Raw genomic sequence first — 11,718 nt, forward strand, 5'->3', positions numbered from 1 at the left:
ATGACTACACTGCTGACTTCCGCGCGCCCAAAAACAGGAGCGGATCGCGGAATCTATACGTATATCGCTGTCTTCAGCGCCGTGCTCTACATGGTGCTCCTGATCGCCCCCGTCATAGCCGGCAAGCTGGCGGCCCAGTTTGACCTGGCGCCGACCGAGCTCGGCATGCTGTTCTCGCTGGAACTGGGTGCCTTCAGCCTGGCCACAGTCCCCGCCTACCTCTGGCTGAACCGGACGAACCTGCGGACGGTCACCTACGTGTGCACCGCCGTCGTTATTGCCGGCAACATCGTCTCGGGCTTCCTGGACAGTTTCGCCTTGCTGGTGCTGGCGCGGGTGGTGACTTCGCTCGCAGCGGGCTCGATCACCGTGATCATCCTGACGCTGAGCGGCAAGACCGCCAACCCGAGCCGCGCCTTCGGAGTGTTCGTGGTGTTCCAGTTGCTCATGGGCGCCATCATCCTGTTTGGTTTCCCGCTGCTGTACGCGGATTCTACCGTCGCGGCCATCTACTGGACCATGGCGGCGCTGGCACTCTGCTGCCTGCCCGTCGTTCGGATGATCGACGGCGAGGTCCTCCGCCGGCCCGGCGACGACGATGCCGCCGCACTCCGGTCCGCGCGGGTTGATCGTCCCGCACCGAAGGCCCGGTTCGCCGTGGGACTAGCCGCGGTGCTGCTCTTTTATGTCTCCCTGAGCGGAGTGTGGTCTTTCATGGCCCAGCTCTCGGGGGCCGCCGGAATCGACCTCCCGACATCGAGCCTGATCCTGGCCATCGCCACCCTCCCCGGCATCGCGGCCCCGTTGATCGCCACGTTCCTTGGCGACAGCCCGAAGCGCAGGTGGTTCCTTCTGGCGGGCTACGCCGGGCTGGGGACGGGCGTGGCACTGCTCTTCGGTGCTCCCGGCGTCATCCGGTTCGCCATGGCTGCGATGATTTTCAAGTTCGCCTGGACGTTCATCCTGCCGTACCTGCTCTCCTCCTTGACGGATATCGGTGGCCGGCACGTGATGAACTCGACCAACCTGATGATCGGTTCCGGCTTCGCCGTGGGGCCGATGGCCAGCGGCATGCTGATTGAATCATCCGGCGGTGGCTTCGGCGCCATGCTGGCGTTTTCGGCAGCCGGGGTCCTGCTGTCGCTCGCCTGCGCGATGGCAATCCAGCGGCCCGTCCGGCGGTAGTCGCGGAAGTGGCGGGACCGGCTGACCGGTCCCGCCGTACCGAGGACAGTACTAAACGACGACGGTGATCCACTCGCCGTCGATGGCGGCGGCGTAGCGGGGGAGCGGCGCGGGGGCCGGGCCGCCCGTCACGGCGCCGTCCTCCAGCGCGAACGTCGAGCCGTGGCAGGGGCAGGCGATCTCGCTTTCCGTCGCCGCGACCTTGCAGCCTTGGTGGGTGCACTTGGCGCTGAAGGCCAGGACCGTCTCCTCGTCCGGGCGGTGGATCAGGATTGGCTTGCCGTCGACGTCCCGGCTGGCGGAGCCGCCGACCGGTACCTCGCTGAGCTTGCCCACCCGAACGGCTGCGCCGTTGGTTTCGACGGTGGAGGGTTTTCCGCTTGTATCCCCGACCAGGTCCTGGAACGGAGAGCAGCCGGCAAGGACGCCGGCCGTTCCTGCGGCGGCGGTGACGGTCAGGAGGGAGCGGCGTGAGGTTTCCATGCCTGCCATTCTTGCCGTGGAATCTTGGATTTTTCCAGAGGCACGGGCCAACTTGGTTATCATTTCTGGTTAAATTTCCTGCCAGTGGTCCGTTCGGCGGCTCCTACCCGGTCCAGATAGGGCGTGATGCCGCCCAGGTGCAGCGGCCACCCGGCTCCCATGATCATGCAGAGGTCGATGTCCTCGGGCGCCTGGACGACGCCTTCCTCCAGCATCAGGCCCACTTCCTCGGCGAGGGCGTCCTGGGTGCGGCGAAGCAGTTCCTCGACCGTGCTGGGTGTCCCGCCGAACTCGAGCAGCGCCAGCGTGGAGGCGGGAACCACCTGCCGTCCGCCCTCGTCCGTGGACCACAAAGACGTGACGCCGGCGTCGATGAGCCGCTGCAGGTTGGCGGAGACCCGGAACCGGTCGCCGAAGGCCGCGCGGAGCGACTCCGTGACGTGCTGCGCGACGGGCAGGCCGACCATGGCCAGCAGGTTGAACGGGGTCATGGGGAGGCCCATCGGCTTCAATGCGTTGTCGGCGACCTCGGCGGGAGTGCCTTCATCGAACGCCGCGGTGATCTCGCCGAGCAGGCGCAGCAGGACGCGGTTGACCACGAAGGCGGCGGAGTCCTGGACCAGCACCGTGGTCTTCTTCAGGGCCTGGCCCAGGGAGAAGGCCGTCGCGAGGACCTCGTCGCTGGTTTTCGGAGCACGGACGATCTCCAGCAGCGGCATCGCGGCGACCGGGTTGAAGAAGTGGAAGCCCACCACACGCTCGGGGTGCAGCAGGTCTGCGGCCATGGCGCCCACCGACAGCGACGAGGTGTTGGTGGCAAGGACGCAGTCGTCGGAGACCACGGCCTCGACTTCGGCGAAGACCTGCTTCTTGACGGCGAGGTCCTCGAACACCGCCTCGATCACAAAGTCCGCATCGGCGAAGGCCTCCTTGGAGACCGAGCCGGTGACCAGGGACCTGGTGCGGTTGGCCGCATCCGGCGCCAGGCGGTTCTTCGCGAGCAGTTTGTCCACTTCGGCCCGCACATACGCCACGCCCTTGTCCACTTTGGCCTGGTCCACATCCGTCATGACCACGGGCACTTTGAGCTGGCGGGCGAAGAGCAGTGCGAGCTGGCTCGCCATCAGCCCGGCTCCCACGATCCCGACCTTGGCCACCGGCCGTGCCAGGGCCTTGTCCGGGGCGCCGGCCGGCCGCTTGGCGCGCTTCTGCACGAGTTCCAGGAATGCGTGGACGGTGTCGCGGAACTGCGGGGTCTGCATCAGCGCGGCCAGGGCATCGATTTCCAATGCCGCGGATTCGGCCTGCGTCTTTCCGCGGCCCGCCGCCATCACCTCGAGCAGCTTGGCGGGGGCGGGCGCGGCACCGCCCGTCCGGGCACCAACGAAGGAGCGGGCCGCGGAAATGGCCTGCTCCCAGTCGTCCTCGGAGGCTGCGGCCTTCTGCGCGCGGCGCTCCGCGACTGTGGCGCGCTCGGCGTCCTCGGCCAGAATGCGGCCGGCCCAGGCGAGGGACTGCTCGAGGAAGTCCGCCGGCTCGAAGCATGCATCGGCGATGCCCAGCTCGTACGCCTCCGGGCCCCTGAGCGCCCTGTTGTTGCCCAAGGCGTTCTCGATCATGACCTTCAGCGCGTTCCGCGGACCGATGAGCCGCGGCAGCCGGTAGACGCCGCCCCAGCCGGGGATCAGGCCGAGGAAGGCCTCGGGCAGCGAGATCCCGTTGGCGGCCACCGATACGGTGCGGTAGTCGGCGGCCAGCGCGATCTCCAGTCCGCCGCCCATCGCGGCACCGTTGATGAAGGCGAACGTCGGCACACCCAGGCCGGACAATGTGCCGTAAACGTCGTGGCCGAGCCGGGCCATCTGCCGGCCGTCCTCCTCGGTGGCCAGCCTTCCCACCGCTGACAGGTCCGCGCCGGCCGCAAGGTAGTAGGGCTTGCCGGTGACGGCGACAGCCGCCAGCGAGCCCGCTGCCGTGCGGGCCTTCAGCTGCTCGAAGAGGGCGCCAAGCTCCACCAGCGAGTTCGGGCCGAGGGTTGTCGGCCTGCGGTGGTCGAGGTCATTGTCCAGGGTCACCAGGGCGAGCGTCCCGGCCCCTGGCAATTCGACGTCGCGGACGTAGGCATGGGTCACCGTCTCGTCCGGGAACTTGGCGGCCAGGTCTGCGTAGTCTGCCGGGATCATGCTTGCTCCTTCTTGGGGGCGGACGGGGTCGAGCGGGCATACTCGGTGCGGGTTCTCCCAGATCACAGTGCCGCCCATACCCAGGCCGACGCACATGGTGGTCAGCCCGTACCGGACGTCCGGGTCCTCCTCGAACTGCCGGGCTAGCTGCGTCATCAGCCGCACCCCGGATGCAGCCAGCGGATGTCCGACGGCGATCGCCCCGCCGTAGCGGTTCACGCGCGGGTCGTCGTCGGCCAGTCCGAAGTGGTCCAGGAAAGAGAGCACCTGCACGGCGAACGCCTCGTTGATCTCGAACAGGCCGATGTCCGCTATGTCCAGCCCGGCCAGCTTGAGCGCTTTCGCGGTCGCAGGGATCGGGCCGATGCCCATGACCTCTGGATCGACACCGGCGAACGCGTAGGAAACCAGGCGCATCCTGGCCGGCAGGCCCAGCTCGGCCGCTGTGTCGCCCGACGCCAGGACGGCCGCGGTGGCGCCGTCGGTGAGCCCGGCGGCATTGCCCGCGGTGACCCGCCCGTGGGGACGGAACGGCGTGCGCAGCCCGGCCAGGTCTGCCACCGTGGTGCCGGGACGCGGAGGCTCGTCGGCGCGGTGCAGCGCCCAGCCTTCGCCCGGCTTCCGGCCCGCCACCGGGACAAGATCCTGCTGTATCGCGCCCGCCTCGTAGGCCGCCGCCAGCCTGGCCTGGCTGGCCGCCGCGTAGGCGTCGGCGCGCTCCTTGGTGATGCCGGGCGAGCGGTCGTGGAGGGTCTCGGCAGTGCTGCCCATGTTCAGGGCGTCCGGGTGAACGAGCCTCTCGGCGGCGAAGCGCGGATTCGGCTCCGCACCCTGGCCCATCGGGTGGTTGCCCATGTGCTCCACGCCGCCGGCGATGACGACGTCGTAGGCACCAAAGGCGATGCCGCCCGCCGTCGTTGTTACCGCCGTCATGGCCCCGGCGCACATGCGGTCCACGGCAAAGCCGGGAACGGAGCGGGGGAGGCCGGCAAGCAGGGCGGCGCTCCGGCCGATGGTCAGGCCCTGGTCTCCGGTTTGGGTGGTGGCGGCAACGGCGACCTCATCGATGCGCTCGGGCGGGAGGGACGGATTGCGGCGCAGCAGTTCGCGGATGCACTTTACCACCAGGTCGTCGGCCCGGCTGCCGGCGTGGATGCCCTTGTCACCCGCCTTGCCGAACGGGGTGCGGACGCCGTCGACGAAGACGACGTCGCGCAGGGCGCGGGCAGGCAGGGCAGGATTCACCGGGGCTCCTCGGGACGGCAGCGTGACGCCCCTCATGTTACCCATGGGTAACTTAGGCGGCAAGCCTCATACGAGCGGCGGCCCGGCGGTCGGAGATGCTAGGCGGCGCTTCCCCGGTGGTTCCCCTTGCCCTTCGGCTCCGGCAGCGGGTCCGGATCGAGGAAGGCCTTGGTGATGACAGGAACGGCGAGCTCCAGCTGCCAGGGGCGGGCGCCCAGTCCGCGCAGGGCCGCGGCGATGGATTCCTCGGTGACGGCGGCCGGCGGACGCCACGCCACGCGGCGCAGGAAGTCCGGGGTGAGCAGGTTCTCCACCGGCATGTCCAGCTTCTCCGCTAAGGCGGCGAGCCGGGGCCGGGCGGTCTGCAGGCGCGCTGCCGCCGCCGGGTCCTTTTCCGCCCAGACCCGGGGCGGCGGGGGAGCGTTGGTCGGCAGCTGCAGTTCGGGCAGCTCCTTCAACTGGCGGGCGGCGCTGATGCAGCGGAGCCAGCGCGGGGCCTCCCGCTGGGCGGCCCGCCCGTGGAAGCCGTTGACCTCCAGCAGCTGCGGCACGGTCGTGGGCATCGCCCGGGCCGCGGCCACGATGGCGGAGTCCGGGATGAGGCGGCCGGGGGCGATGTCCCGCTTCTCGGCCAGCTGCTCGCGTTCCTGCCACAGCTCCCGGACCGCAGCCAGCTGCCGCCGGTCGCGGATCTGGTGGAGTCCCGAGGTCTTCCGCCACGGGTCCGGGCGCGGCGGGGCCGGCGGCGTCTTGCGCAGGGCCTCGAACTCCTGCTCGGCAAAGCGCAGCTTGTCCTGCTGCGTGAGCAGCTCGACCATGGCCTCGCGGAGTTCGATCAGCACCTCGACGTCCAGGGCGGCGTAGCGGAGCCAGGGTTCGGGCAGCGGGCGGGTGGACCAGTCCGCCGCGGAATGCTCCTTGGCCAGCGTGAAGCCCAGCAGGTTCTCGATGACGGCGGCCAGGCCGACGCGCGGGAGCCCGGCCAGTCGGGCGGCGAGCTCCGTGTCGAAGAGCCGGTCCGGCCACATGCCAAGCTCGGAGAGGCAGGGCAGGTCCTGGGTGGCCGCGTGCAGGATCCACTCGGCGCCGCGGATCGCATCGTTGATGACCACCAGGTCGTCGAAGGGCTCGGGGTCGATCAGCCAGGTGCCCGATCCTTCGCGGCGGAGCTGCACGAGGAAGGCGCGCTGGCCGTAGCGGAAGCCGGACGCGCGCTCGGCGTCCACGGCCACCGGTCCCCGTCCGCCGGCCAGCGCGGCCGCGGCACGCGCCAGCCCGTTGGCGGTGGTGATGACGGGGGGCACGCCCTCTCGGGGCGCGGTCAGCTCGACCAGTTCGGGGGCCTGCTCCGGGGCCGCTTCCGCGGGTGGTGCACCCATAGCGGGGCGCGACGGTCCGGCGGAAGAGTCCGAAGTCAAGAAAGTCATGGTCCTTTCAGTCTACTGCGCAGTTAATTGCGGCGGCGATTCGGCAGCGGGGCCACGCCGTCCGGCAGCGGGGGCAGGCCGGCGAAGGTGCAGACCATGTCGGACCAGGCCTCGAGGTGGGCCTGGACCTGGGCCGAGTCGGGCGTCCAGGAGGCGCGCAGCTCGATGTCGATGGCGTCCTGCTGGCCCGCGAGGGTTCCGAAGCTCTCCGAGAGGATCCGCGTCGCCGTTCCGCCGGCGTTGCGGTATCCGGCGTGGTGGACGTCCAGCGCCTCCACCAGCCAGGTCCAGGCGACCGAACCCAGCAGCGAGTCATTACCCATCTCGGCATCGAGCTGGGCACGGATGTAGGTCACGATGCGGAAGGTGCCGTCCCAGAGTTCAGATCCCTCGGCATCGTAGAGCAGGACGAACCGGCCGGTGGCCAGTTCCGTCTCGCCGGAATTGCCGACGGCGGCGAGGGCCGGGCCGTGCAGCGGCCGGCCGGCGGGAGCCGCGGGCTGGACGACTTCGGCGCCAATGGCCACGGCGAACGGGGCGAGGCGCGAGGGAGCGGGCAGCTCTTCGAGGCGGAGCTCGCTGCGGCACTGTGCCCGGCGCAACGCGGCCAGGGCGGTCATGAAGTCCGCAGGTACCGCGGACAGATCACCAATCGCACTCACACCCACAGGCTAATTCGCGGCACTGACAGCCGGGAACGGGACGCGCCGGAGCCATGAATCGTTATGCTCCTGTGCTGTCCCGGACCTCGGCGCGGATGGCCTCGGCGAACGCATCCACGTCGGCTTCCGATGTATCGAACGAGCACATCCAGCGGACCTCGCCGCGGGCGGCGTCCCAGTCGTAGAACCGGAACTTCTTGCGGATCCGGTCCGCCGCGCCCGCCGGCAGCGTGGCGAACACGGCATTGGCCTGCGTCTCCTGGGTGGGCCGGACGCCGTCGATCCCGGCCACCGCCGCGCGAAGCCGGGCCGCCATCGCGTTCGCATGCGCCGCCGAGCGTAGCCACAGGCCGTCCTCCAGCAGCGCCACGAACTGCGCCGAGATGAAGCGCATCTTCGAGGCCAGCTGCATGTTCATCTTGCGCAGGTACGGCAGGCCGGCTGCCGCCTCCGGGTTCAGCACCACGACGCATTCGCCGAAGAGCAGGCCGTTCTTGGTGCCGCCGAGGGAGACGATGTCCACCCCCGCGTCCGTCGTGAACTCGCGCAGCGGAACGTCCAGGGCCGCGGCCGCGTTGGCCAGCCGCGCCCCGTCCATGTGCAGCTTCATCCCGTGACCGTGGGCGTGGTCGGCGATCGCCCTGACCTCCTCGATGCTGTACAGCGTCCCGAGCTCCGTGCTCTGGGTGAGGGACACCGCCAGCGGCTGGGCACGGTGCTCGTCGCCCCAGCCCCAGGCCTCGCGGTCGATCAGCTCGGGCGTCAGCTTGCCGTCACTGGTGGGCACGGGCAGCAGTTTCATCCCGCCGACCCGTTCGGGGGCGCCGTTCTCGTCCACGTTAATGTGCGCGGTGGCCGCGCAGATGACGGCTCCCCAGCGCGGCAGCATCGACTGCAGGCTCAGCACGTTCGCGCCGGTGCCGTTGAACACCGGGTACGCGACCGACTGCGGGCCGAAATGCGTTTGGATGAGTTCCTGCAGCCGCGCCGTATAGTCGTCCTCGCCGTACGAAACCTGGTGGCCGCCGTTGGCGTGGGCCAGCGCCGTCAGGATTTCGGGATGCACCCCCGAATAGTTGTCCGAGGCGAAGCCCCGTGCGGCGGTGTCGTGCAGGGGAGCGGCGAGCAGGGAGGAATCGGTCACGATGGCAATGTCCTTCTCGGAAGAGGTATGGGGCGGATGCGCTCACACGAGCGGAATCCTGTGTCCGTTCAGATCGGCGGCGGGCGTGCCGAACAAATTCTTCACGGCCTCGGCCAGCTGTGCAACGTCGGTGAAGCCGTCGAACGCCTTCTCCGGTTCCGCGCGGCGCATGCCGTCATCCACCAGCGCCTTGACCACCAGTACGACGGCGGCGGCCCGGGCGGGCGCGGGGCGTCCGGTGTCCTTTTCGGCGGCTTTCCGCTCCCGCTCGAAGCCGTCCGCGAGGGACTGCATCCAGCTCTCGGCCGCCGCCTTGGCCGCCGCGTAGTTCGCCCCGCCGGCGGTGGCGGAGCCCACGGCCGTCGAGGAGACGATGGCGGCCCGGCCGCACTTCGACGAAGCCAGCTGCGGGTAGAAGGCGCGGGTCGTGTTGCGCAGGGTCGTGACCAGGTTGCGGTGGAGGAAGTCCCAGTCCTCGTCGCTCTGGCCCGTGATGCCTTTGCCGCCGCGCCAGCCGCCGACCAGATGGATGAGGCCGTCGGCGCCGCCGCGGGCCAGGACATCCGCGGCCAGCCCCTCGACGGCCACGCGGTCGGCGAGGTCGCAGACGAACGTGGCCACGCCGTCGTCGTCGCCGTACGCCTGCCGAAGGCGCTCCGCATTGCTGCCCACGGCGATGACCCCCGCCCCGGCCCGGCGCAGCGCCGCGGTGACGGCCTTGCCCGAGGCGCCCGAGGCGCCTGCGACCACCACGCGCAGGCCCGTCGGGATGTCCGCGCCTTCTGGTTCCTCCGGCTGGTTGCCGCTCACGCGGCGGCTCCGGTGATGCCGGAGGTCGATTCAATGACGGATTTCATCTTCTTCCCCAGTGCCTCGTAGAACATGGACAGTGGGAACTCATCATCCATGACCTGGTCGGTAATTTCACGCAGAGGCGACGTCAGCGGCAGCGCGGCGGGCCCCTTGGCCCAGACGGAGGCCGGATTCGGCGTCAGCGTGCCCGTCAGCATTTCGTAGGCGGCCAGCCAGTGCGCCAGCTTCGGGCGGTCGATCGATCGCCAGTACAGGTCGTCGATCAGCTGACCAAGGGCGACGACGGCGTCCGCGACGTGCGCCCAGTCGATGCTCAGCTTGGAATCGGTCCAGTGCAGCACATGGTGCTGGTGCAGCCAGGCGAACAGCAGCTGGCCGCCGAGGCCGTCGTAGTTGCGGACCCGGCTTCCGGTGATGGCGAAGCGGAAGATCCGGTCGAAGATCACCGCGTACTGGACAAGCCGGGCGTGGACACGGATGTCCGGCGACGCCTGGACGTCGTGCTCGAGCCGCACCGATTCGCGGAAGGCCGTCAGGTCGCAGCGCAGTTCCTCTAGCGAGTAGAGGAAGTAGGGCATCCGCTGCTTGATCATGAACGGGTCGAACGGCAGGTCGCCGCGCATGTGGGTGCGGTCGTGGATGAGGTCCCACATGACGAAGGTTTCCTCGGCGAGCTGCTGGTCCTGGAGGAGCGCGGCCGCCTCCTCGGGCAGCTCGAGCGAAGTGGTCCGGGCGGCGGAGCTGACAACGCGGCGGAACCGGGCGGCCTCGCGGTCGGCGAAGATGGCGCCCCACGTGAAGGCAGGGGTCTCGCGGACGGCCACGGTTTCCGGGAAGAGCACGGCGGAGTTCGTGTCGTAGCCGGCCGTGAAGTCGAGGAAGCGGATCGGGACGAAGAGCTTGTTGGAGTAGTCCCCGGCCTCGAGGTCGTCGATGAAATCCGGCCAGATGACTTCGATCAGCACGGCCTCGACCAGCCGGTCCGGGCTGCCGTTCTGCGTGTACATCGGGAAGACCACCAGATGGACCAGGCCGTCGCGGCGCTGCTGCTGCGGCTGGAACGCCATGAGGGAATCCAGGAAATCCGGAACACCGAAGCCCTCGCCGGCCCACCTCCGGAAGTCCTGCTGCAGCAGGCGGAGGTAGTCGCCGTCGTACTCCAGGAACGGCGCGAGCTCGGCGATGGCGGCGACAATCGTGTCCACTTGCCGGCCGGCCTCGGCGTGATGGGCAGGATCAGGGATGGACCCATCGCGCAGCTGGCGCGGGCGCAGCGCGGAGGCAGCCGCCTTGAGCCGGAGCCAGGCCGGATGCTCGGACAGACCGGAGTTGCTGCGCTGTTCGGCGCCGGACGGCGTGATGGCCAGAGTCATGATGGAGCCCCCTGTTCTGCGGCACGGCCGGGCCGTGCGGACGGATCTGCACTATGGCTCGAGCGTAGCAACGAAAAAGCTCAGCTAATCAGAAAGCGGGCGACTGATTAGCATTTCTCACGCTCACGATGGCCGCGCCGGGCGGCAGGCCCAGCGCGGCTCGCTCTGGCGGCGACGGGCGCGGGTTCCGGTCCGCCGCTAGCCGGCGGCGGTGTTTTCCTCCAGCGTCAGCGAGACGGAATTGATGCAGAAGCGCTGGTCGGTCGGTGTCTGGTAGCCCTCGCCCTCGAAGACGTGGCCCAGGTGCGAGTTGCAGTTGGCGCAGCGGACCTCGATCCGCTCCATTCCCAGGGTCGAATCGTGCAGGTAACGGACCTTGCCCTCCGCCAGCGGCGCCCAGAAGGACGGCCAGCCGCAGTGCGAGTCGAACTTTTCCTTGCTGGTGAACAGTTCCGCGCCGCAGGCCCGGCACTTGTAGACGCCGTTGGTATGGGTGTCCCAGTATTCGCCGGTGTAGGGCCGCTCAGTGCCGGCCTGGCGCAGCACGTGGTATTCCTCCGGCGTCAATTCGCGGCGCCACTCGTCCTCGGACTTGGTGACGGGGAAGGCCTTTTCAGTGTTGTCCACGTTGGTCATATCCTTTCAACGCCTACGAATCGCCGATGTATCCCGATCCGGAGTAGAGATGGAGCACCGGGATCCCCAGCTTGTCCTGGGCCCGGTTGGCCCAATCGGTGTGGAAGGTGTCCTCGACGGCATGCGGGGTGGTGATGACCACGGCCCGGTCCACGGCGTGCTGGCGGACATGGTCCACGAGGGCGGACACCGCGTCGTCCCCGACGATCTCCACCGTGCCGGCGAGCCTGCTGGCGGCGAGCGCTTCGATGGACAGCCGTTTGGCCTCTTCGGCCTCTGTCTTCGCCTCGTCCGCCGACGGCTGCCCGTGGAGCAGCTCCCGGAAGGCGGCGGCGACGTCGAGCAGGCTCAGGTTGTCCAGGAAGTCCAGCACCAGATTGCGCTTGGTGTCCTCCGGGATCAGCACGTTGAACGTGGTGCCCTCCGAGGCCAGCAGTTCAAGATTCCTCAGGTCCGCGCCGTTGAGCGGTTCCTCGGCGAGTACCACGATCGTTTCCGTCATGCGCCCAGCGTAGCCAGCATCGGCGACCGTCAACAATACGGCGGCACATTCCGTCCTCCTGCCGG

10 protein-coding genes and 1 pseudogene are annotated in these 11,718 nt (G+C 69.2%); 1 reads left to right on the plus strand and 10 read right to left on the minus strand.

What is annotated here, in order from left to right; translation table 11 throughout:
* Entirely contained in the window at window positions 1-1,185 is a 1,185-nt protein-coding gene (locus OC550_RS05680; RefSeq protein WP_262104313.1) for an MFS transporter, read from the plus strand.
* Window positions 1,186-1,236: 51 nt separating this feature from the next.
* On the opposite strand, the gene OC550_RS05685 is transcribed toward OC550_RS05680, so the two are convergent.
* The 10 genes and pseudogenes from OC550_RS05685 to OC550_RS05730 all read right to left on the minus strand — a co-directional run bounded on the left by OC550_RS05685 (window position 1,237) and on the right by OC550_RS05730 (window position 11,653).
* Complete coding sequence (locus OC550_RS05685) at window positions 1,237-1,668, minus strand: ubiquinol-cytochrome c reductase iron-sulfur subunit (RefSeq protein WP_262104314.1); 432 nt, start codon at window positions 1,666-1,668, stop codon at window positions 1,237-1,239.
* Between the two features lie 59 nt (window positions 1,669-1,727).
* Window positions 1,728-3,851 (minus strand): 3-hydroxyacyl-CoA dehydrogenase NAD-binding domain-containing protein, encoded by a 2,124-nt coding sequence (locus tag OC550_RS05690; RefSeq protein ID WP_262106265.1) that lies wholly within the window; start codon window positions 3,849-3,851, stop codon window positions 1,728-1,730.
* Between the two features lie 66 nt (window positions 3,852-3,917).
* Window positions 3,918-5,141 (minus strand): annotated as a pseudogene (locus OC550_RS05695) (acetyl-CoA C-acyltransferase); the annotation flags it as partial.
* A 53-nt stretch (window positions 5,142-5,194) separates the two neighbouring features.
* Entirely contained in the window at window positions 5,195-6,475 is a 1,281-nt protein-coding gene (locus OC550_RS05700; protein ID WP_262106266.1) for an HRDC domain-containing protein, read from the minus strand.
* Window positions 6,476-6,546: 71 nt separating this feature from the next.
* The gene (locus tag OC550_RS05705) at window positions 6,547-7,143 is read right to left on the minus strand and encodes a DUF3000 domain-containing protein (RefSeq protein ID WP_262106267.1); all 597 of its coding nucleotides are present in this window, start codon (window positions 7,141-7,143) and stop codon (window positions 6,547-6,549) included.
* A 103-nt stretch (window positions 7,144-7,246) separates the two neighbouring features.
* The gene (locus tag OC550_RS05710) at window positions 7,247-8,329 is read right to left on the minus strand and encodes a low specificity L-threonine aldolase (protein WP_262104315.1); all 1,083 of its coding nucleotides are present in this window, start codon (window positions 8,327-8,329) and stop codon (window positions 7,247-7,249) included.
* Between the two features lie 42 nt (window positions 8,330-8,371).
* Window positions 8,372-9,139 carry an SDR family NAD(P)-dependent oxidoreductase gene (locus OC550_RS05715; RefSeq protein ID WP_262104316.1) on the minus strand — a complete coding sequence of 256 codons (768 nt, stop codon included), beginning with the start codon at window positions 9,137-9,139 and terminating at the stop codon, window positions 8,372-8,374.
* Window positions 9,136-10,515 (minus strand): DUF6421 family protein, encoded by a 1,380-nt coding sequence (locus OC550_RS05720; RefSeq protein ID WP_262104317.1) that lies wholly within the window; start codon window positions 10,513-10,515, stop codon window positions 9,136-9,138. The genes OC550_RS05715 and OC550_RS05720 overlap by 4 nt, the downstream gene beginning before the upstream one ends.
* A 198-nt stretch (window positions 10,516-10,713) precedes the next feature.
* Complete coding sequence (msrB, locus tag OC550_RS05725; protein ID WP_262104318.1) at window positions 10,714-11,151, minus strand: peptide-methionine (R)-S-oxide reductase MsrB; 438 nt, start codon at window positions 11,149-11,151, stop codon at window positions 10,714-10,716.
* Between the two features lie 13 nt (window positions 11,152-11,164).
* The gene (locus OC550_RS05730) at window positions 11,165-11,653 is read right to left on the minus strand and encodes a hypothetical protein (protein WP_262104319.1); all 489 of its coding nucleotides are present in this window, start codon (window positions 11,651-11,653) and stop codon (window positions 11,165-11,167) included.
* Window positions 11,654-11,718 lie beyond the last annotated feature (65 nt).

This window comes from Arthrobacter sp. Marseille-P9274, from assembly GCF_946892675.1.
Lineage (GTDB): Bacteria > Actinomycetota > Actinomycetes > Actinomycetales > Micrococcaceae > Crystallibacter.

Bases quoted from the DNA above. Each gene is read 5' to 3' on its own strand.
- OC550_RS05680 (WP_262104313.1), top strand. From the start codon at position 1: ATGACTACACTGCTGACTTCCGCGCGCCCAAAAACAGGAGCGGATCGC.
- msrB (WP_262104318.1), bottom strand. From the start codon at position 11,151: ATGACCAACGTGGACAACACTGAAAAGGCCTTCCCCGTCACCAAGTCC.
- OC550_RS05705 (WP_262106267.1), bottom strand. From the start codon at position 7,143: ATGACCGCCCTGGCCGCGTTGCGCCGGGCACAGTGCCGCAGCGAGCTC.
- OC550_RS05700 (WP_262106266.1), bottom strand. From the start codon at position 6,475: ATGGGTGCACCACCCGCGGAAGCGGCCCCGGAGCAGGCCCCCGAACTG.
- OC550_RS05720 (WP_262104317.1), bottom strand. From the start codon at position 10,515: ATGACTCTGGCCATCACGCCGTCCGGCGCCGAACAGCGCAGCAACTCC.
- OC550_RS05730 (WP_262104319.1), bottom strand. From the start codon at position 11,653: ATGACGGAAACGATCGTGGTACTCGCCGAGGAACCGCTCAACGGCGCG.
- OC550_RS05685 (WP_262104314.1), bottom strand. From the start codon at position 1,668: ATGGAAACCTCACGCCGCTCCCTCCTGACCGTCACCGCCGCCGCAGGA.
- OC550_RS05690 (WP_262106265.1), bottom strand. From the start codon at position 3,851: ATGATCCCGGCAGACTACGCAGACCTGGCCGCCAAGTTCCCGGACGAG.